Origin of the sequence: Oceanobacillus polygoni (genome assembly GCF_008304605.1) — a bacterium.
Taxonomy (GTDB): Bacteria; Bacillota; Bacilli; order Bacillales; family Amphibacillaceae; genus Oceanobacillus; species Oceanobacillus polygoni.
In genome coordinates this window covers 21,358-42,333 of sequence record NZ_PIJY01000049.1, presented here as the reverse complement: position 1 = coordinate 42,333, position 20,976 = coordinate 21,358, and the positions used below count along the sequence as shown (strand labels likewise).

Genomic DNA, 20,976 nt, shown 5'->3' with positions numbered 1-20,976 from the left:
AGTCGATTGATTTAACCTCAGGTGTTATTCATCGTATGTTTAAACTGGTGAAGCTTCAAATAGAAACGGCTGGAAGTGGAAAGAGTGCTGAAGCATCTTTGAATGCTGTTAAGCTATCTGATGGTGAGAAGCTTCGCAAGGCATTAAAGGGGAAAAAGGTATCGCATCCAGATGTAGAGATAGAAGTGCAAAAGGAATCAGTCAACCCTTCACGTGAAATCACGCCTAAGCGCCTTTTACTAACTGGAGTGACATCGGGTAGTGCTGGTATTATTATGGCGTTTGCAGCATTTGCTTTTTCTGAGTTGGAGCAATTTATTCCAAGTCATTTTTATGATTGGACTTTTCATTGGGTAAGTGAGTTAGCAATTGTCTTTATCATTGGACTAGCTATCGTGGTGTTATTTATATTTTGGTTATTAGGCATTGCCGGGACAATAATTAAATATGGAAAGTTTACAATTACAAAGATAGATGATGAGTTGTTCATAGCAAGAGGATTGTTAGAGAAGAAGCAACTAACAATTCCTCTAAAGCGAATTCAAGCGGTTGGGATAAAGGAAAGTATCATCAGGCAGCCATTTGGATTTGTAACCGTGTTTGTCGAGGTCGCTGGAGGGTCGTTAGATAGCGGCGAAGACTTTTCTACGGTGCTATTTCCAATCATGAAAAAGGCTGAGGTCGATCCATTTTTACAGGAGTTTTTGCCGAATTATGTGCAGGGACCAGCGCGCTTAACAGCTTTACCGAAACGTGCGATGAAATTCTACTTGATTCGTACGTGTACCCCTGTTCTGTTACTCGGGCTAGCGGTAATTTACTTCTTTCCGCAATTTAGCTGGCTTGTAATATTTGCCTTGTTTGTAGCATTCTTGCTTGGGTTTATGTGCTATAAAGATGGAGGTTTCTCTGTGGAACCAGAGCGGATTGTTATTCGGATTCGCGGATTTAGTAAGAAAACAATGTTCCTTCATCACAAGCGAATTCAAGCATTTGAGAAAAAACGATATCCATTACAGAAAAGAGAGCTTCTTGCAACGGTGAAACTATCGATTCTTGGGAAAGGTGGAACTGGTAAGCATTATAAGCTCAAGGAGCTAGAAGAGGCACATGCAGATAGGTTAAGTGACTGGTACTCCTATCGGGAATAGCTGAAGAAGTGATAAAAATAAAAAATCGGTCTTAAGGGAATTTTTCCTTTAGACCGATTTTTTAATTGGGATTCTATATTAAAATCGACTTAATATTCCCAGTAACACTAGAATTCCTAAAACAATCCAAATGATATTTTTCTTTAATCGCGGCGGAATTCTCCTTTTCTTATTCCAACGATTTGGATCAAACTGGATAGAGTCATCGTCATCATAGCGGGATCTCCTTCTCCTCCAAGGTGAATAGCTTTGGACATTTATTAAAACAAGCGGAGCGATTGCAAAACCGCCAATGAAACCGAAAATATGTGCGTATATATTGATATTGCTGCGCAGGAAGGTCATCGCCAATCCGATAATTAGAATCGTCATAACGATTTGAGAACTTCCTTGATCGATAAGGTGCTTTCGAAACGAAACCATAAAGGCATATATCCCGAATAAACCGAATACAGCTCCAGAAGCACCGAGATGGAGATAATTAAAGTCTTCGAACATATAAGTAGCTATGTTGCCGATAATACCAGCACCGAAGTAAGCGAGAAGAAATTTGAACTTACCGAGCATTTGCTCCAAGGCAGGGCCAAATAATGCAAGTGAAAAGGAATTAAATAGCGCATGCATTAAATCCCCATGCAAAAATATCGGTGTAACGAATCTCCAATAATCACCAAGGTAGATCATGAAATTACTTCCGACTCCCCATTGATAAATCTCTCTGCCAATTGGCAGCTGAAGGAAATTGATGATGAGCCAAAGAATGAGATGGATCATAATTAATGTAGAAATAACTGGATATAGCTGAATAAACTCCTTTAAGCTTCTTTCATTACGGATAAACAATGTAGGTCCCCCTGCATATTATTATATTATTGTTGCTGCTGATTAACATCGCATTTGAAGGAAACTGCGACGTAACTTACTGGGAAAATTTGTGCAATAATTGTCGTCCGGGATCGATTCGGGCGGATGCTTTCCGTGACACGGCTTCAGTCTCTCCGTAAGAAGACTCACCCGGACTGGTTTGAGCAACGTTTTTGTTTCGGTAAACAATGTTAGTAATAGCTAATGAGCCAGTATTTCCGGAGCGGGTGTACGTACAATCCATCTTGCACGTTACATCGCAGTTTATATCTTGTAAAAATAATACTCATTGCCCTTACCAAGATACGTCTAGTTCAATTAACTGCATAGACCAATCTTATTGGTGCGAAACTTGATTATGTACGTTACTATAACTATAATACTGAAATTCAGGTAATATGACCAATCTAACATGTGTATAAAACTATTGAGATAATTGAATGAAGGGTACGGTTGAAATGATAAAAGGAATCGGGATGGATTTAATTGAATTGGATAGAATTCAAAAAAGTATCGAGAGAAACAAGAGGTTTATCGACCGGGTATTAACGGAAAAAGAGAAAAAGACATATGTATTACTTACATCTCCAAAGCGTCAAGTGGAATATGTCGCCGGTAGGTTTGCTGCAAAGGAAGCTTTTGCAAAAGCGGTTGGAACCGGAATTGGACGTTTGAGCTTTCAGGATATGGATGTAATGAACGATGAGCACGGTGCTCCAAATATTACTGTGAAGGGATACGATCATGTAACCATATTCCTTTCCATCACGCATAGCAGGGATTATGCTGCGGCTCAAGTAGTCCTAGAAGAGAAATGATCTTCGGATACATTGCATAATTAGCAGGGTTGTCTCATATATTTTACTGCGGGTAGGAGGGAACGAATTGTATATTGTCACCGCAAAGGAAATGTACGATATTGACGAATACACGATAAATGAAATTGGACTTGAAGGAAAACTACTGATGGAAAATGCAGGCAGAGCGGTAAGTGAAAAGGTCATAAAGCTGATAGGAGAAACAGAACCCGTCTGCGTTTTTATTGGGGCAGGTAATAATGGCGGAGATGGTTTTGTTATTGCAAGGGTATTGCTTGATAAAGGTTATTTCGTTCAAGTTGTACAGGTCGTTCCGGATGAGAAGATTACTGGTGATGCCCTCTTTCATAAACGCGTGTTTATCCAGTGTGGAGGAGAGGTAAGCTATCTTACTGATCGTGCTGCAATATGCAAAATTGTGGAACGTGTACGCTTTGTAATTGATGCAATAATTGGTATTGGTGTAAAAGGAGTGTTGAGGGAGCCAATCCAAGAGATTGTTCACATCATTAATCAATCAAAAGCTTGTGTGATATCAGTCGATATACCATCCGGATTACCAGCTGATGAAGGAGTAACGGAATTTACTTCTGTTCAAGCGGACTATACGTTTGTTATCGCTGCAGCAAAAGAAAGTGCCTTTCTGGTAGATACTGCAGATTATTATGGACAATGGGAAATCGTACCGATTGGCATACCGAATCTCGTTTTACGAAAAAATTCAACTAAAAGTCAGTGGATAGAGTCGAATTTTCGAAAAACAATCCCCTCTCGAACTGTACATGCACATAAAGGAAGTCATGGCAGGGGTCTTATTATTGGAGGATGTTCAGAAATGCCTGGTTCGATTGCGATGTCTACGAAGGCCGCGTTAAAAACTGGTGCCGGCTTGATAACGGCTGGGACAACGGAAAAGGTTATTTCCATGATTGCTGCGACTTGTCCGGAAGCAATGTATATGAACCTCCCTGAGAAGGATGGCTACATTACTAGTGGTCCTGCATTAACTATAAGCAATTATCATGCAATTGCAATTGGGATTGGATTGGGGAGAAGAAAGGATACTGGAGATGTGGTTGCAGAACTCCTTAACCATGCACCCTGTCCACTGCTGATTGATGCAGATGGAATTTATCATCTAAAGTCTCACCTGTCTTTGTTGAAACAAAGAAGCATGCCAACGATCATAACACCACATCCAGGTGAAATGGCCATGCTGCTAGGTATTTCTATTTCTGATCTTTTATCAGCACCTTTTCATCATACGCGTAAACTTGCCGAAGCTTACGGAGTTTTTATTATTTTGAAAGGAAAGCATACCATCATTACATCGCCAAAAGGAAGACAGGCTGTGGAAGCTAGTGGTAATCCAGGCCTTGCAAAAGGAGGAACTGGTGATGTGTTAACGGGAATCGTACTTGCCATGATGATGCAGGAACAAGAACTGTTTGATGCGTTATGCAATGCTTGTTTTATTCATGGGAAGTCTGCAGACATTCAAGTAGAAGAGAAGCATGCTTATTATGATTTGATGGCGACAGATGTTATTGATGGAATTTCAAATGTGTATCGTACATTTCCTTGTAAACGTGAGTGACGTTGTTCCCTTTGTTAATTGAGACAAGGGAGATATGTCGATGAAAAAAATATTTACGTATCGAATGGCTTTGATTTTAGCCTTATTAATAATTGTATTAGCTGCTTGTGGGGAGAAGTCACAGGAAGATGTTCTTTCCCAATTACAAAAAAACGTAGAAGATATGTCAGGGTATAAAGCAGTAGCAGAAATGTCAATGAATACTGGACAAGAAGAGCAGAAATTTAATATAGACGTATGGTATAAAGAGGAAGATAATTATCGAGTAGCTTTGGAAAATAGCGTAGAACAAAATGAGAGACAAATTATTCTTAAAAACGATGATGGCGTATTTGTACTAACACCAGCACTTGATAAAAGCTTTAAATTCCAAACAGAATGGCCAGAAAGCAGCAGTCAGCCATATCTTTATCAATCACTTGTAAATGATGTGATGAAAGATTCCGAAGCAGTATTTGAGACAACGGATACGCATTATGTTTTCCGTACAAAAACAAACTATCAAAGCAACAGTAATTTGCCTTTCCAAGAAATCTATTTTGATAAAAAATCTTATGTTCCTACGATGGTGAGGGTTTTAGATAAAGATAATAACGCATTAGTTGAAGTGAGCTTTTCTAGTTTTGATATGGACCCCGCATTTGAAGATGATGATTTTTCGATGGAAAAAAACATGGCTAGTAATGCGGATGCCACTACATCCGCAGAAGTCCAAGGAGATGATACGGAAACAGAAGAGTTAGCCGTATACTATCCTTTATATACTGCTGGTTCAGAAGTTTTGGAGAAAAAGGAAGTTACATTGGATGATGGAGAAAGGGTTATTTTGACCTATGACGGAGAAAAGAACTTCACCTTGGTAGAAGAGCGAAATCATACAGCTCCTGCTTTATCAACGCCACAGGAGGTGCAGGGAGAAATTGTGAATTTAGGTCATACGATAGCAGCGCTCTCTTCAAACACAATAGAGTGGAGTTATAATGGCGTTGATTTCAAATTGGCAAGCGATGAATTGACACAAGAAGAAATGATTCAAGTAGCTCAATCTGTTCAAGGACAAGAAGCAAAATAACAACATGACAGTCATTTGGCAGGCTCATAGGAGAGGAGGGTCTGCTTTTTTGTTTCTTTATTCGTGATTAAGCAGCAGAAAGTCAAAATTTAAAAAGGAGGCATGATATAGCTTCGGTCGCATATATATTACAGGGGTGCTTTTGTATGGAATTAACAGCATCAAAGTCAAAACACTATTGTATTCCCGACTAAACAGATATTAAACGACAAATATACGGCTTTTTTTTAGGAAATCTCCAGAACCCTTTGCAATCAGCCGGATTCAATGCTATTATTAAATAGAATTTTATCGATCGTTTATCAGTTGTCGGAGGTGTATGGTTTTGTCGGAAAGCTTGCAGGAGATATTAGTTAAGTTACCAAAGAACCTATTGAATGAGGTGGATGGATTAATGAAATATGAAAATAGCGATTTAAGCGATTTTATATGTAAAGCAACGCAAAATTATCTAAACCACAAGAAAGAGGAGCATATTCAACGATTCCACGAAAATATGCAGCGTGGATATGAAGAAATGGGTCGAATTAATTTAACGATAGCTTCAGAAGCCTTTCAAGCCGAAGAGGAGGCTGAAAACACCCTTGAGCGCTCTGTGATCGGGGTGTAATAATTTGATCGTTCAAAGAGGCGAGGTATATTTCGCTGACTTATCCCCTGTCGTAGGGTCAGAACAGGGAGGCGTACGCCCTGTGTTGATCCTTCAAAATGATATTGGAAACCGTTTCAGTCCCACGGTGATTGTCGCAGCAATTACTGCACAAATTCAAAAGGCGAAGTTGCCTACTCATGTAGAAATCGATGCGAAGCGGTACGGGTTTGACCGCAACTCGGTGATACTACTCGAACAGATCAGAACGTTGGATAAGCAGCGCTTAACGGATAAAATTACAAAATTAGATAATGAAATGATGACTAAAATAAACCAAGCTTTAGAGATTAGCCTTGGACTTAAAGACATTTATAGCAATAATTAACGATACCCTTCTCGACGTGAGAACGGGTATTTTTTGTGCTTCTGGCATTTGTTCTATTAAGGATTTGTTACTAAGCAAGAATAGGTATTTTGAACTGAATGCATGCAAAGCTTGATAGGGTAAGGGAAAGGATTTGTGTAAAACTTTTTGGAGGATTATTTGTATGTTACAATAGTTGTTAGTTTATTGATGTATTCGTGCTGTTATTATTTGCACATTTATTATGAACGTGTAACAATATTCGTAACATTATATCAGCCGATTATGGGGGGAAGAGGATGGAATTCAAACAGTTAGTTATTAATAACAGTGATTCAATTGTACAAAAATGGATGGAAGAAATAGATTCACTTAAGGATAGCAACTATACTGCGACAATATCAGACGAATTATATGAAAGCACAAATCGTGAATTTGTTAATGTTATTTTTACTAGCATTCGAAATGAAGGTTCTACGAAGGCGGTAGAGGATTTCTCGGAAAAAATTATTAACCTCGGTTGGCCATTAAGCTATATTACAGATGGTTTGCAAATATTTAGGAGAGTGTCTACCGAATACCTACTAACTCAATCGGAAAAAGTAGATTCTAACTTCTTCACCAATCTATCAGCAAGTGTTAATGATTGGGTAGAACCATTGATTCGTGAATTAGTCAATGAATACTCGGGGAGCTGGGAACACATTGTTTCTTTGCAGCGAGTAGCATTGCAAGAATTATCTGCACCGCTAATCCCAGTTATGGAAGGCATTACGATTATGCCGTTAATCGGTACAATTGACACCGAGCGTGCGAAGCTGATTATGGAGAACCTGCTAGAAGGAGCTATTAAGCATAATTCTGAGGTTGTTTTAATTGATATTACAGGTGTTCCGGTTGTGGATACAATGGTAGCTCATCATATTATTCAAGCTGCTGAAGCTGTTAGACTGATTGGAGCAACATGTATTCTTGTTGGAATTCGGCCAGAAATTGCGCAAACAATTGTAAACTTAGGTATAGATTTAAGTAATTTCCCAACGAAAAGTTCCTTAAAGAAGGGATTCTCAACTGCGTTAGAAATAACAGGTAGGCATGTGACAGACCTTAATGTAAAAGAAAATAACATTGAGAAAATGATGGATTCTTTACGAGGAGAGTGAGATGAATGCGAATTCCGATTCTGAAGCTACACAATTATTTACTTATTTCGATTCAGACGGAAATAGATGATCAAACAGCAATACAATTTCAAGAGGATTTATTAGATAAAATCCATAAAAGTGGTGCTTCAGGTGTTGTCATTGATTTAACATCTGTTGAAATTATCGATTCATTTATCGCAAAGGTATTGGGTGACGTAGTATCGATGTCAGATTTAATGGGGGCGAAAGTAGTTTTAACTGGTATTCAACCTGCTGTAGCAATGACACTAATTGACTTAGGTATTCATTTAAAAAATGTACCTACAGCATTGGATCTTGAACAGGGGCTCATTAAGCTGCAACAGGAACTGGGGGTATAATCATGAAACCACAGGCCTGTGTAAACATTCATAAAGAGTGGGATATCGTTGGTGCGAGGCAGCTTGGTCGCGAAATGGCCAAAGATCTTGGATTTGGCACAGTTGATCAAGCAAGAATTGCAACTGCGGTATCAGAATTAGCTCGTAATATATACTTATATGCCGAACAAGGGCAAATTTGCTTTGAAATAATCGATACAATCGAGCGACGGGGATTATGCATGATTGCAGTTGACTCGGGACCGGGAATCGCTGATATTAGTCAGGTTATGCAAGATGGTTTTACAACTTCGGGGGGGCTTGGTGCGGGACTTCCAGGTGTTAAGCGGCTGATGGATGAATTCGATATTCGTTCGGAAGTAGGAGAGGGAACAAAAATAAAAGCGACAAAATGGATTCGTTAAAAAAAGCAAGGGGGGCGGTGTTTGTTAGCGAGGCTAATAAGCACCTTTACTTTACTATAAAAAAATAATTGCTTCCTGTTATTTAGCTTTTAGGGGGATAGAGATGGATGAGCTTATTAAACTGCACGCTGCAACCTACAAAGAATTATTAAAGAACTATATGAATACACAGGATGAGCGAGCTTTATATGGAGTAGAGAAGGTCAGTAAAGCTTTTATTAAAGAAAATATATTGCCAGAAGAGATTGTCAACCTTCATATTGATGCGATGGAGGAAGTGTCGACAAACCTAAATAAGGATTATAAACATTCGATGAATTTTTTACTAGAAGCAATGATTTCTTACGGTCTTGCGATGCAAGAAATTCAAATGCTTCGGGAAGAGAAGCATGTACTTGAATCAGAAATTTCGGTTGCAGCAAGCATGCAAGAAACACTTTTAGGAACAACGAAGCCATCTATTGAGGGATTAGATATTGGAGTAATCAGTGTACCAGCTCATCAAATGAATGGAGATTATCACCATTTTATAAAAGGTACAGATGGTTCATTAGGAATCGCAATTGCAGATGTCATCGGGAAAGGAATACCTGCTGCCTTATGTATGTCGATGATTAAATACGCTATGGACAGTTATCCAGAGGAATCAATGAGTCCGAAATCAATATTAAAGAATTTGAACCGGGTTGTAGAAAGAAATGTTGACCCAAGCATGTTTATTACGATGTGCTACGCTCAATACATACCGTCGGAACAAAAGCTTCGTTATTCATCAGCTGGGCATGAACCGGGCTATTATTATTGTGCAAAAAATGATACCTTTAAGGAAATCAAAGCAAAAGGTCTAGTTCTAGGCGTATCTCCTGACACGGAATATAAGGAGTATGAATTAATAATTGAAAAAAATGATATGATTATTTTGTTGACCGATGGTGTCACGGAATGCCGAGACGGAGAACGATTTATTGAAAGTCAGGAGATACTTAGCATCATTAGAAAATATGCCTATTTACCTGCTCAAGAAATGGTAGATAATGTGTATAAGCATTTTGAACGGTTACAGGATTTTCAGTTGCGAGACGACTTTACATTACTTATTCTACGAAAAAAGGTTTAGCTTTATAAAATAACGGGTAATACAATAGTCATGAAGAAAAATGGTAGTTCTATCAACTAATCAATGTCGACTAGAGACCTTGATGTTTTACATAGTGATAGACGTATGGGAGGTAAACCATGAATTTAACAGTAAATGTAGTTGAAGAAAATGAAAAGTCTGTTTTGAATGTCTCGGGTGAAATAGACGCTTATACTGCGCCAAAATTAAAGGAATCTCTACTTCCCTTAACGAAAAAGGAAAATAATAAAGTAGAAGTCAATTTGGAAAAGGTTACGTATATGGATAGCACGGGATTAGGAGTTTTTGTTAGTGCTTTAAAGTCTACGAAGGAAAATAATAGCACGTTAACATTATTAAATTTACAAGACCGTGTATTTCGTATTTTTAAGATTACAGGATTGGATGAAGTAATCACGATTAGAGCGGCGATTCGAGGTGGCAACGAGTGATGGAAAGGTTTGATTTTGTCGAGTTAAAGATTCCTGCAGAGGCTGAATATGTAGGCGTTGTTCGTTTGACAATGTCGGGAATTGCAAATAGAATGGGTTTTTCCTATGAGGATATTGAAGATTTAAAAGTCGCAGTTTCAGAAGCGATAACGAATGCTGTTACACATGCCTATGAGGAAACAGGCCAAGGAGAGATTACGGTTGGTTTTGGGATTTATGACGACCGTTTGGAAATTATGATTGCAGATCGTGGAAATAGCTTTAATATGCAAAAGGTGAGAGAAGAGATTGGGCCATATGAACCGGATGAGCCTATTGAAACCCTTAGAGAAGGCGGTTTTGGATTATTTTTAATCGAAGCTTTAATGGATGAGGTGCAAATTAATAATAACTATGGTGTTATAGTATTAATGAAAAAGTACCTTAGCGAAAAAGAGGTGGATTTTGATGGCGACCAAGTCTCAACCACACAATAGAGGAAGAGACGAGGTTTACCAATGGATTGAATATCTCCAAAAAGAGCCAAAAAATGAGGAGATTCAAGAGAAAATTGTGCTAACTTATAAGGATTTAGTAAGTTCCATTGCTAGAAAGTATTCCAAGAATAGTGCGATTCATGAAGATTTGGTACAAGTAGGGATGATTGGATTGTTGGCTGCTGTCAGAAGGTATGACCCAACATTTGGTAAGTCATTCGAATCCTTTGCAATCCCGACAATCATTGGTGAAATCAAACGATTTATTCGTGATAAGACATGGAGCGTTCATGTACCTCGTCGTATAAAAGAATTGGGACCAAAAATAAAAAAAGCAGTAGATGAATTAACAACAATGAATCAGAAGTCTCCAACTGTACATGAAATTGCTGATTATTTGGATGCGTCTGAAGAGGAAATACTGGAAACGATGGAAATGAGTAAAAGTTATAAGGCACTGTCTGTTGATCGGAAAATTGAAGCAGATTCAGATGGGAGCTCTGTCGCCATATTAGATTTAGTAGGAAATGACGAAACGGGGTACGACAATATTGATCAGAAAATGTTGATCGAGAAAATTTTTCCGATTTTGTCAGAACGTGAACAACAGATACTTGAATGTACGTATTTTAAAAATATGAGCCAGAAAGAAACTGGTGAGTTGTTGGGAATTTCCCAAATGCATGTTTCCAGACTGCAAAGGCGTTCCTTGAGAAAGCTGCGTGAAGCAATTCAGTCTGATAGTACGGAGGTTTTTGATTGACCGTGGGAAGTAAAGTCGAGGTGTCTGTTTTTCAGAAAGCAAAAAAAGGAAATTATCATTGTGGCGATAGTTATTTTTATATAGAAACGGAAAATGAATTTGTTTGTGCGCTAGCAGATGGTTTAGGTAGTGGTGAATTTGCAAAAGAATCTTCACAGATTGTTATCGATATTATCCAAAATAATATTGGAGCAACAGTGGAAGAATTAGTTAAAGTTTGTAATGCTAGATTACTCGGAAAGCGTGGGGTTGTTCTAGGGATTTTAAGGATGGATTATGGTACGCAAACATCTGCTTTTTCTTCCATTGGTAACATTGGTATTATGTCGATTACAAAGGATAAAAAAAAGAAGCGAAATATCCCGAATGCGGGATATTTGGCGGGGTACCATCGGCCGTTTAAAGTGATGACGCAAAGGCTTGAACCTGAGATGACCTTTATTATTTTTTCGGATGGGGTACTGGATAAAGAATTATCACAACGCTTTTTTATGAATAAAGATGTTCGATGTATTACAAAAGCATACGAACAGACAAGCGATAAAATCAGAATGGACGATACGACGTTAATTGCAGTAAGATATAAATCAGAGAAACCATCTTCGGCTGACTAATAGATAGAGTCAGCTTTTTTTGTTACACCAAGAAATGATTAAGGTCTCCATGAAGAAGTCAATTAGGAATTCAACCCTTTTTTTGATAAAATAAAAAGGTATACGAAGGAGGAACAAGTGTGACAGATCAGTTAGATAACAATCTTATAAAATGGGTTTCTAAGGAAACAGAAGTGAATACAATAATAATAAAAAAAGTAATCGAACTATTAGATGAGGGCAATACAGTGCCTTTTATTGCGAGATATCGTAAAGAAGTAACAGGTGGACTAGATGAGGTACAAATAAAAGCTGTACAAGATAAATGGCACTATGCTGTTAATCTCTCGGAGAGAAAGCAAGAGGTTCTTCGTATTATTGAAGAGCAAGGGAAATTAACAGAAGAACTGGAAAAAGAAATCAAGCAAGCTACACAATTACAGCGTGTCGAGGATTTGTATCGACCATACAAACAAAAACGCCGAACGAAAGCTACGATTGCGAAGGAGAAAGGATTAGAGCCTTTAGCAGAGTTGATCTGGAAGCAAGCGCCTTTCAATCAGGAGCAAGAGGTTGCGAAGTATCTTTCAGAGGAGCATGAATTACATACGCAAGAAGACGTGCTAGGTGGAGTTAATGATATTATTGCGGAATGGATTTCAGATGATGCTGCATACCGTGACTACATTCGTGAAGAAACATTTAAACGGGCTACCATCCAGGCCGAAGTAAAAAATGCCGATAAAGATGAAAAAGGCGTTTATGAGATGTATTATACATACAGTGAAGCTGTCCGTTCCCTTGTATCACACCGTATCTTAGCTTTGAATCGTGGGGAGAAAGAGGATGTTCTAAGAGTCGTGATTGAGGCACCGGCAGAACGGGTCATCCAATTTTTGCAAAATAAAGTGATTAGGCGATCTGCTTCTCCAGAATTAGTTGCTATTTTACAAGCAGCTATTGAAGATAGCTATAAGCGATTAATTCAGCCATCGATTGAAAGAGAAATTCGTAATAGCTTAACCGAAAAAGCGGAAGATCAAGCAATTGAGGTTTTTTCCGTGAATCTCAAAAACTTGTTGCTTCAGCCGCCGCTTAAGGGTAGAACCGTGCTTGGTGTTGACCCTGCATTTCGAACGGGCTGTAAGTTGGCAGTTGTCGATGAGACTGGTAAGGTTCACGAGGTCGGTGTTATGTACCCGACCGCACCAAGAAATGACGTTGTAGGGGCAGAAAAAATAGTGATGAGCATTATTCGTAAATATGGAGTAGAGCTTATCGCCATTGGAAATGGAACTGCATCTCGTGAAACAGAGCAATTTATTTCCGATGTCATCACGAATAACAGCTTAAGCATTCCTTATATTATTGTGAATGAAGCGGGAGCAAGTGTATACTCTGCTTCTTCATTAGCGCGTGAAGAATTTCCAGACTTTCAAGTGGAGGAGAGAAGTGCGGTATCAATCGCACGTCGTGTTCAGGATCCATTAGCAGAGCTAGTAAAAATAGATCCGAAATCAATTGGTGTTGGACAATACCAGCATGATGTTAGCCAGAAGTCCCTTAATGAATCATTGAGCTTTGTTGTAGAAACAGCTGTTAACCAAGTTGGGGTTAATGTGAATACAGCGTCTGCATCTTTATTGCAATATGTTGCGGGATTAAGTAAAACAGTCGCTCTGAATATCGTAAAACAGCGAAATGAAGAAGGAAAATTTACTGACCGTAAACAATTGAAGAAAATTCCTCGACTAGGGGCAAAAACGTATGAACAGGGAATTGGTTTCTTACGGATTATTGATGGGGATAATCCGTTAGATCGAACGCCAATTCACCCGGAAGTGTATACACATACAAAAAAACTACTTAAAATGATTGGTTGTGAGCTTGCCGATATTGGTACGGAGAAACTCCGATCAAAGATGAACGGATTGGATAAAACAGAAACTGCAGAGAGCTTAGAAATTGGAGTTCCTACATTGATTGATATGATGGACGCCTTAAGTAGACCCGAGCGTGATCCGCGTGACGACTTTCCGCAGCCGTTACTAAAGCAAAATGTCATTGCCCTTGAGGATCTGCAAGCAGGTATGGAAATGCAAGGAACTGTTAGAAACGTAGTTGATTTCGGTGTGTTTGTAGATATCGGTGTTAAACAAGATGGTCTTGTTCATATTTCGAAAATGGCAAATAAGTTTGTGAAGCACCCAATGGATATTGCTTCTGTAGGAGATGTCGTGACAGTCTGGGTGGAGCAAGTTGATGTCAATAAAGGTAGAATTGCTTTGACGATGGTGAAAAGCGAGAAATAAACGTAAAAAACGTTCCTAGAATTTAGGAACGTTTTTTATTAGTTTTCTAATTCACTTGCTGCTTCTACTTCACTTAAAGAGATGCCAAGTGCGTTTGCTACACCTTCACCATATGCTGGGTCAGCTTTGTAGCAGTTATTAATATGTCTAAGTTGAATTTCTTTTGTTGTACCTTGCATATTTCTAGCAGTGTTTTCAAATAGTCTTTGTTGTGCTTCTGGGCTTTGAAGTCTGAATAATTTACCTGGCTGTTCAAAGTATAGGTCATCATCTTCACGGAAATCCCAGTAATTCGCATCGCCACCAAGTTGTAATGCAGGCTCTTGATGTTCCTTGCTATCTTGCCATTCTCCGTAACTATTCGGGCTGTAAGAAACTTTATCACCGTATGGATGAATTCGCATCGCTCCATCTCGATGGTACGGGTTGAAGTTTTTAGCGTTTTTCGGATAGTTTACAGGAATTTGCCAATGGTTAACGCCAAGACGGTAACGTTGAGCATCGCCGTAAGAGAATAGTCTTCCTTGTAACATTTTATCTGGTGAGAAACCAATACCAGGTACAATGTTTGTAGGAGCAAAAGCAGCTTGTTCAACTTCTTCAAAATAGTTTTGTGGGTTACGGTTAAGCTCTAATTCACCAACTTCAATTAGTGGGAAATCACCTTTATACCATACTTTTGTTAAATCAAATGGATTATAAGGCATGTTCTTAGCCTGTTCATCTGTCATTACTTGGATGTACATTTTCCATTTAGGGAAATCACCATGTTCAATTGCCTCAAATAGATCTTTTTGGTGACTTTCACGATCTTTACCAATTAACTCTTCTGATTCTTGGTCAGTTAAGTTTTCGATCCCTTGTTCTGTGTAGAAGTGGAATTTAACCCAAACACGTTCGTTGTCTGCGTTGTACAAGCTGTATGCATGGCTTCCAAATAAGTTCATATTACGATATGTTTTAGGGATACCGCGGTCAGACATAACGACGGTTACTTGGTGTAATGCCTCAGGCAATCCGGTCCAAAAATCCCAGTTGGATTGTGGGTTATGCATGTTCGTTCTTGGATCACGCTTAACAACATGGTTTAAGTCAGGGAAACGTTTAGGGTCTCTCATAAAGAATACAGGTGTGTTATTTCCAACAAGATCCCAGTTTCCTTCCTCAGTATAGAATTTCATAGCTGTTCCACGAATGTCGCGCTCTGCGTCAGCTGCACCACGCTCGCCTGCAACTGTTGAGAAACGTATAAACATATCTGTTTTCTTTCCGACCTCAGAGAAAATATTTGCCTTCGTGTATTTCGTGATGTCATTTGTGATAGTTAATGTTCCATATGCACCAGATCCTTTAGCATGCATACGGCGTTCAGGAATTACTTCCCTATCAAAATGTGCAAGCTTTTCAAGGAACCAAAAGTCTTCCATTAATAGTGGCCCTCTAGGACCAGCTGTTTTTGAATCATCATCATTAGGTACTGGAGCACCGAAAGCGGTCGTCATTTTCTTTTTACTTTGATTTTCTTCACTCATAACAAATATCCCTCCTAAATTGTTAAATACAATAATTATAATATCACAATCATTACCAGATTACTATAAATATAGTTTGTTAGATAAACATGGTTTATATGCGTTAAACAGGGTTTAATCCTTGTAAAATTTAAGATAACATAGAATAAAAAATTGTTTAGATATGGATATTGTGGACGAATCTTTAGAACGATGATCAATATTCTTTAAACGTAAATATTATCATTTATATTCATTAAATGAGAAAGGAGAGCCTTCATTAGTTAGGGAAAGGTACTCTAAACGAGGTTTAATCTAATAGTTATTATTAGAAAGATCGGTATTGACAAAATTTTTGACGAATACCTTATTTTACTTATATATTATAGTAGAGTTACAGAAATTGCTGTCTTGCGAAAAAAACGGCATTATTTGTTTGTTAGATTATGCTAGAATTAAAAGACAAATAAATTGTCTTATTATCTAAGAGAAAGTAGTTATGCAAATGGAATTATTAAATGAAAAGGAATTATATGAATTAGTTAATGAACTCTCGATTACTTATTTTTATAAACCTTTCATCGATGATGTACGATTCAACCAACGGCTAAGAACAACAGGTGGTAGATACATCCCTGCGAAAAGGGTGATAGAATTGAACCCGAAGTATGCGGTGGAGATGGATGAAGCTGAATTTATTGGTATCATTAAACATGAACTATGTCATTATCACCTTCATATAGAAGGGAAAGGTTATCGACACCGGGATGCAGATTTCAGGAAATTACTGAAACAAACTGGTTCTCCCAGGTACTGCAACCCATTACCTTCAAATAAAGAAAGCTACAAACATGTGTATAGATGTAATAAATGTGACCAGGTTTATGAAAGAAAAAGACGTATTAATTTACAAAAATATAGATGTGGTAAGTGCCGCGGAGTTTTAGCGTATACTTCTATTAAATAAAAAGAAAACGTGGGATTTGCTTATTTGTGAATGCCATCATTGTACTTTGCAAATAAGTAAGCTTTATACCTTTCTAATCTCCAAAAAAGATTTTGTTTGATTTTGTAAAAAAACAAAATAATGCATTGACGAAATATGTCTTCCATGTTAAATTAAATAAGCTAATAAGTTAGCTTTTAAACGCGAAAAAAACTTTTTTAGATAGACCTTGACAACTAAATAAGGTTATTGTATGATATTCAACGTCGCTGTAATTATTCATTTAAGTTCCTCTTAAGCGGGATTGGTCCTTTTAAAGAGTAAAGATAATGTAAAACAGTGAAGTACATAAAAATAATATTATTATTCCACAGTAGCTCAGTGGTAGAGCAATCGGCTGTTAACCGATCGGTCGTAGGTTCGAATCCTACCTGTGGAGCCATTCGGAGAAGTACTCAAGTGGCTGAAGAGGCGCCCCTGCTAAGGGTGTAGGTCGTGTAAGCGGCGCGAGGGTTCAAATCCCTCCTTCTCCGCCATTGTAAAATGGCCCGTTGGTCAAGCGGTTAAGACACCGCCCTTTCACGGCGGTAACACGGGTTCGAATCCCGTACGGGTCATCAATTCTTTAAAATAAAATATCCGGTCCGGTAGTTCAGTTGGTTAGAATGCCTGCCTGTCACGCAGGAGGTCGCGGGTTCGAGTCCCGTCCGGACCGCCATTAGTTGGGCCATAGCCAAGCGGTAAGGCATCGGGTTTTGATCCCGTGTACCCTAGGTTCGAATCCTAGTGGCCCAGCCAATTTTATTTATAAAAGAAGAAGTTAATACTATTTACTTAAATAGTATTTTTTTATTCCTATCTATTATAAGTGTATGTTATTAGTTCCAGATAGAGAAGGAAGTTTCTAGATATGAGCCATTAGCTCAGTCGGTAGAGCATTTGACTTTTAATCAAAGGGTCGAAGGTTCGAATCCTTCATGGCTCACCATTTATAAAAGATTTTTTGTTCCATTAATTATTTTGACTTTGCGGTCGTGGCGGAATGGCAGACGCGCTAGGTTGAGGGCCTAGTGGGTGAATAACCCGTGGAGGTTCAAGTCCTCTCGACCGCATCATATTTCAAAAGCAGTAATACCAAGGGTTTTAAGCCTATTGGTATTTTTTTATGCACTTATTTCTAATGTGAATGGGTGCTTTTTTTGATTGCTGTTACTCCAGTTTTACTCCATGTAAGTAAATGGAAATAATCTAATTACACTATAATGTTCGTGTTTTAAACAAATCGGCATGTTTATCTGAAATATCTTTTGTTGTTAGGGAATGAGTGACCATATACATCGATTGTCGTCTCAATAGAGCTGTGTCTAAGCACTTTAATAATGAACGTATACAAAACTATGATGTATTAACAAAACGTCTTCAGAGCGCCTTAAATCTTTAATTGATGAGTTTATTATTTTATTCATGCATAGCCAAGGTCTTTCTCAATCTCTAAAGATTTCAAGAGTTACTTTCCGGTTTTTTTGTAATAAGTACTATTAGTTGAATTCAGATGATATTCTTCTGGATGGTGGAATCTAAAAATAATTTTAAATTCAATAATTGACAAAAGCAATTATTGAAGGTATCATCTGTTTTGAGGTGACTGAAAAGATGAGTTATACAGAAGCATTAGAGATTAGAGAAATTCTTCAACACTTGGTTCGAGATTTTGGTTTATTACAGCGGGAGGGTTCAGAATGTTGCGGAATAACAGTCCTGCAAAGTCACATTATATATGAACTAGATAAAAATCCTCGTATTTCCTTAATTGATCTGGCTGAGAAATTATCTATGGATACTGGAATGCTAAGTAGGCAAATCAATAAAGTGGTGGAATTAGGGTATGTCTCTCGAATCCCTGACCCTAACGATAGACGTTATGTTGTTTTATCACTTACTGAAGAAGGGCAAGTAAAGGCAAAAGAGATCTCTGGTGAAATGAATAAATACATTGGACAAATTTTAGAATTTATTCCAAATGATAAAAAGAATCAGGTTATAGATAGTTTGCAGATCTTATTAAGTGCCATGAAGGTGAATGGTGGGTCTGGTTGTTGTACCACTATTAAATAGTGGTTTCCTTATGAATAACAATTGACTTTATCAAGTGTTGATATTAACAATTAAAGGGGTATAACCAATGATTATTAGAGAGGTCGAAGTGAATGACTTGATGAAAGTCCTTGAAATTTATAATCAAGGAATAGAGGATCGGATTGCCACACTTGAAACTACAACGAAAGATGAAGAATATATCCATTCTTGGTTTCTTCGTTTTCAAGGGAGATACGTTGGAATAGTCGCAGAGAATGAAGAAAAAAACATCGTCGGCTGGGCATCCATAAGCCCTTATAATACTAGAGATGCCTATAAGGGAGTAGGGGAAATATCTGTGTATATCCATCGTGATTTTAGGGGGAGAGGGGTAGGGCAAAAGTTGCTAAAACAACTTGAAATAGAAGCAATTAATCTTGATTTTTATAAGTTGGTTTTATTTACATTCCCATTTAACCCCTTAGGTCAAGGTTTATATAATAAATTGCAGTATCGTCAAGTTGGAGTATTTAAGAATCAGGGAATTCTTAACGGTGAATTTGTAGATGTTATGGCGATGGAAAAAATATTAGGTTCGGATAGTTAATCTATACGTGGATTTTACATACAGCAAATATCTGAATTACAGTCGAAGTAGTCTTCTTAAAAAAATTTAATGAGAGAGGAAAGATAAAAATGGAACAAATGGAAATCAAAACAATATGTTGTCAAGCTGAAGAAAAATTGAAAAAAAATAATAAAGGTGAAAATAAACAATTACCTATTGCAATCATTGGTGCGGGACCAGTAGGTCTTGCAGCGGCAGCACATTTAGCTAGATATGGGCAATCATTTATTATTTTTGAGTCAGGGTCTCAAGTGGGGGAGAATATCCTAACATGGGGTCATGTTCGATTATTTTCTCCTTGGAGATATAATATTGACAAGATGGCATCTAAACTTCTTAAAAAACAAGATTGGAAGGAGCCAGACTTAAATGAATTACCTACCGGGAAAGGCTTAGTTGATCAATATTTAAAGCCATTAGGAAATTCTCCTGAAATTAAAAATTCATTGTATGTTAACACAAAAGTTCTTTCAATTAGTCGAAAAAATATGGATAAAATGAAAACGGCAAATCGAGAAAAACAACCGTTTGTCATTTATGCAAAGAAGAATAGTGAATTTAAACAATTTGAAGCAAGAGCAGTTATTGATGCAACAGGAACGTGGCGGAATCCAAATCCAGCAAACTCAAACGGCATTTGGTTAAAAGAGGAGGAAGAAATAAAAAATCAAGTTTTCTATGGCATCCCTGATATTCTTAAAAAAAATAAACGTCGTTATCTAAATAAGCGTGTTGCAGTTATTGGAGGCGGGCATTCTGCCATTAATTCTTTATTAGAGTTAGCAAAGTTAAAAGAAGAATATCCAACAACAGAAATAGTATGGGTTTTGAGAAAAGGGAGGGTTGAAGAGGCTTATGGAGGCGAGGAACTGGATGCTCTCGAGGCGAGAGGTGAATTAGGAAGTCACATACACAAATTAGTGGATTCGGGCGTAGTTCGTGTTCTTACACCTTTTAGAATTCAATATGTTAAAGGGGATAATGGCAAAATTGAGCTAGTTGGAGAAACTGAAGGGTGCTTAAAAACTTTTTCAGATATAGATGAGATGATTGTCAATACAGGGAATCGTCCAGACCTTTCAATCCTTCGGGAAGTAAGGATTAGTATTGATACAGCAACAGAAAGTGCTAAGGCTCTTGCGCCATTAATTGATCCTAATATTCATAGTTGTGGAACGGTACGTCCCCATGGAGAAAAGGAATTACGGCAACCAGAAAAAGATTTTTATATTGTTGGAGCCAAAAGTTATGGTCGAGCACCCACGTTTTTAATGGCGACAGGATACGAACAGGTTCGGTCTATAGTGGCATATTTATCAGGTGATTATGAGACCTCTGAGAAGATTGAGTTAGAATTACCCGAAACGGGAGTATGTAGTACGAATGTTAAAGAAGAATCCTGTAGTTCAAATTCATGCTGCTAAATTTTGAAATCAAAAGGGAGGGTTGAATAAACTTTTCCTTTTTTGGGAGGTAACATTAATGGTCATTAATAATGGTGGTAATTTAAGTAAAGAATACTTTGTTGCATGTCTTTCTTTAATAATGAATAGTAGACAATGTAACTTAGAAAGAGCAAAGGAAATCACGTTTGCACGTCTATTTCGAAAAGATGAAAAAACGCTAGGTAATAATTCCTTCGACCAATTTATCAATGCTTATGAGGATTTACAAGAGAAAATAAAGAAGTGAAATCGTTTTTTTTACTTGAATAT

Annotated in this window: 22 protein-coding genes and 7 tRNA genes; 27 read left to right on the top strand and 2 right to left on the bottom strand. The window is 37.8% G+C overall.

All coding sequences use genetic code 11. The annotated features are described in order from the left end of the window. Positions 1-1,151 (top strand): PH domain-containing protein (locus tag F1560_RS20945; RefSeq protein WP_187773789.1); only part of this gene is annotated, 1,151 nt, incomplete at its 5' end. Positions 1,152-1,229: 78 nt separating this feature from the next. On the opposite strand, the gene F1560_RS20940 is transcribed toward F1560_RS20945, so the two are convergent. Beyond that, complete coding sequence (locus tag F1560_RS20940; protein WP_149476556.1) at positions 1,230-1,994, bottom strand: rhomboid family intramembrane serine protease; 765 nt, start codon at positions 1,992-1,994, stop codon at positions 1,230-1,232. 479 nt (positions 1,995-2,473) lie between these two features. Here F1560_RS20940 and acpS point away from each other — a divergent pair, with 479 nt between their 5' ends. From acpS to F1560_RS20870, 14 genes are all read left to right on the top strand, one after another. After that, complete coding sequence (gene acpS / locus F1560_RS20935; RefSeq protein ID WP_149476585.1) at positions 2,474-2,833, top strand: holo-ACP synthase; 360 nt, start codon at positions 2,474-2,476, stop codon at positions 2,831-2,833. Between the two features lie 67 nt (positions 2,834-2,900). Beyond that, positions 2,901-4,430 carry an NAD(P)H-hydrate dehydratase gene (locus tag F1560_RS20930; protein ID WP_149476555.1) on the top strand — a complete coding sequence of 510 codons (1,530 nt, stop codon included), beginning with the start codon at positions 2,901-2,903 and terminating at the stop codon, positions 4,428-4,430. 40 nt (positions 4,431-4,470) lie between these two features. Then, entirely contained in the window at positions 4,471-5,502 is a 1,032-nt protein-coding gene (locus F1560_RS20925) for a LolA family protein (protein ID WP_149476554.1), read from the top strand. 325 nt (positions 5,503-5,827) lie between these two features. Then, positions 5,828-6,112: a CopG family ribbon-helix-helix protein gene (locus tag F1560_RS20920; protein ID WP_095311884.1), complete on the top strand. Its 285-nt coding sequence runs from the start codon at positions 5,828-5,830 to the stop codon at positions 6,110-6,112. Positions 6,113-6,116: 4 nt separating this feature from the next. Then, entirely contained in the window at positions 6,117-6,479 is a 363-nt protein-coding gene (locus F1560_RS20915) for a type II toxin-antitoxin system PemK/MazF family toxin (RefSeq protein WP_095311886.1), read from the top strand. Between the two features lie 278 nt (positions 6,480-6,757). Then, positions 6,758-7,621, top strand: coding sequence for an RsbT co-antagonist protein RsbRA (locus F1560_RS20910; protein WP_149476553.1), 864 nt, complete (start codon positions 6,758-6,760; stop codon positions 7,619-7,621). A gap of 5 nt (positions 7,622-7,626) precedes the next feature. Beyond that, on the top strand, positions 7,627-7,983 hold the full coding sequence (locus F1560_RS20905) for an STAS domain-containing protein (protein ID WP_095311891.1): 357 nt from the start codon (positions 7,627-7,629) through the stop codon (positions 7,981-7,983). A gap of 2 nt (positions 7,984-7,985) precedes the next feature. After that, complete coding sequence (locus F1560_RS20900; RefSeq protein ID WP_149476552.1) at positions 7,986-8,387, top strand: anti-sigma regulatory factor; 402 nt, start codon at positions 7,986-7,988, stop codon at positions 8,385-8,387. Between the two features lie 103 nt (positions 8,388-8,490). Then, positions 8,491-9,504, top strand: coding sequence for a PP2C family protein-serine/threonine phosphatase (locus F1560_RS20895; protein WP_149476551.1), 1,014 nt, complete (start codon positions 8,491-8,493; stop codon positions 9,502-9,504). A 119-nt stretch (positions 9,505-9,623) separates the two neighbouring features. Then, positions 9,624-9,956, top strand: a complete 333-nt coding sequence (locus tag F1560_RS20890) for an STAS domain-containing protein (RefSeq protein WP_149476550.1) — start codon at positions 9,624-9,626, stop codon at positions 9,954-9,956. Beyond that, positions 9,956-10,432, top strand: coding sequence for an anti-sigma B factor RsbW (gene rsbW, locus F1560_RS20885; RefSeq protein WP_149476549.1), 477 nt, complete (start codon positions 9,956-9,958; stop codon positions 10,430-10,432). The genes F1560_RS20890 and rsbW overlap by 1 nt, the downstream gene beginning before the upstream one ends. Continuing rightward, positions 10,404-11,195: an RNA polymerase sigma factor SigB gene (gene sigB, locus F1560_RS20880; RefSeq protein ID WP_149476548.1), complete on the top strand. Its 792-nt coding sequence runs from the start codon at positions 10,404-10,406 to the stop codon at positions 11,193-11,195. Before rsbW ends, sigB begins: the two co-directional genes overlap by 29 nt. After that, entirely contained in the window at positions 11,192-11,809 is a 618-nt protein-coding gene (locus tag F1560_RS20875) for a SpoIIE family protein phosphatase (protein ID WP_149476547.1), read from the top strand. Before sigB ends, F1560_RS20875 begins: the two co-directional genes overlap by 4 nt. 119 nt (positions 11,810-11,928) lie before the next feature. Then, entirely contained in the window at positions 11,929-14,100 is a 2,172-nt protein-coding gene (locus F1560_RS20870; RefSeq protein WP_149476546.1) for a Tex family protein, read from the top strand. Between the two features lie 38 nt (positions 14,101-14,138). Here the strand turns inward: F1560_RS20870 and F1560_RS20865 are convergent, their stop codons facing one another. Next, positions 14,139-15,632 carry a catalase gene (locus F1560_RS20865; RefSeq protein WP_149476545.1) on the bottom strand — a complete coding sequence of 498 codons (1,494 nt, stop codon included), beginning with the start codon at positions 15,630-15,632 and terminating at the stop codon, positions 14,139-14,141. A gap of 484 nt (positions 15,633-16,116) precedes the next feature. Between F1560_RS20865 and F1560_RS20860 the strand changes: the two genes are divergently transcribed. The 12 genes from F1560_RS20860 (at position 16,117) to F1560_RS20805 (ending at position 20,953) form a co-directional block, all read left to right on the top strand. Beyond that, positions 16,117-16,578, top strand: coding sequence for a SprT family protein (locus tag F1560_RS20860; protein ID WP_149476584.1), 462 nt, complete (start codon positions 16,117-16,119; stop codon positions 16,576-16,578). A 346-nt stretch (positions 16,579-16,924) separates the two neighbouring features. Continuing rightward, positions 16,925-16,999 (top strand) — tRNA-Asn (locus F1560_RS20855). Between the two features lie 3 nt (positions 17,000-17,002). After that, positions 17,003-17,093: transfer RNA gene (locus F1560_RS20850), tRNA-Ser, on the top strand. Between the two features lie 9 nt (positions 17,094-17,102). Then, positions 17,103-17,174, top strand: a tRNA-Glu gene (locus F1560_RS20845). A gap of 24 nt (positions 17,175-17,198) precedes the next feature. Then, positions 17,199-17,275: transfer RNA gene (locus F1560_RS20840), tRNA-Asp, on the top strand. Positions 17,276-17,280: 5 nt separating this feature from the next. Next, positions 17,281-17,355 (top strand) — tRNA-Gln (locus F1560_RS20835). A 114-nt stretch (positions 17,356-17,469) separates the two neighbouring features. Next, positions 17,470-17,545, top strand: a tRNA-Lys gene (locus F1560_RS20830). Between the two features lie 40 nt (positions 17,546-17,585). After that, positions 17,586-17,669: transfer RNA gene (locus tag F1560_RS20825), tRNA-Leu, on the top strand. Between the two features lie 541 nt (positions 17,670-18,210). Further along, a complete protein-coding gene (locus tag F1560_RS20820; RefSeq protein WP_149476544.1) occupies positions 18,211-18,672 on the top strand; it encodes a MarR family winged helix-turn-helix transcriptional regulator in 462 nt (153 codons plus the stop codon). A gap of 67 nt (positions 18,673-18,739) precedes the next feature. Further along, the gene (locus F1560_RS20815; protein ID WP_149476543.1) at positions 18,740-19,240 is read left to right on the top strand and encodes an arsinothricin resistance N-acetyltransferase ArsN1 family A; all 501 of its coding nucleotides are present in this window, start codon (positions 18,740-18,742) and stop codon (positions 19,238-19,240) included. A gap of 89 nt (positions 19,241-19,329) precedes the next feature. Further along, positions 19,330-20,685 carry an NAD(P)/FAD-dependent oxidoreductase gene (locus F1560_RS20810; protein WP_149476542.1) on the top strand — a complete coding sequence of 452 codons (1,356 nt, stop codon included), beginning with the start codon at positions 19,330-19,332 and terminating at the stop codon, positions 20,683-20,685. A 58-nt stretch (positions 20,686-20,743) separates the two neighbouring features. Continuing rightward, complete coding sequence (locus tag F1560_RS20805) at positions 20,744-20,953, top strand: hypothetical protein (RefSeq protein ID WP_149476541.1); 210 nt, start codon at positions 20,744-20,746, stop codon at positions 20,951-20,953. Positions 20,954-20,976 lie beyond the last annotated feature (23 nt).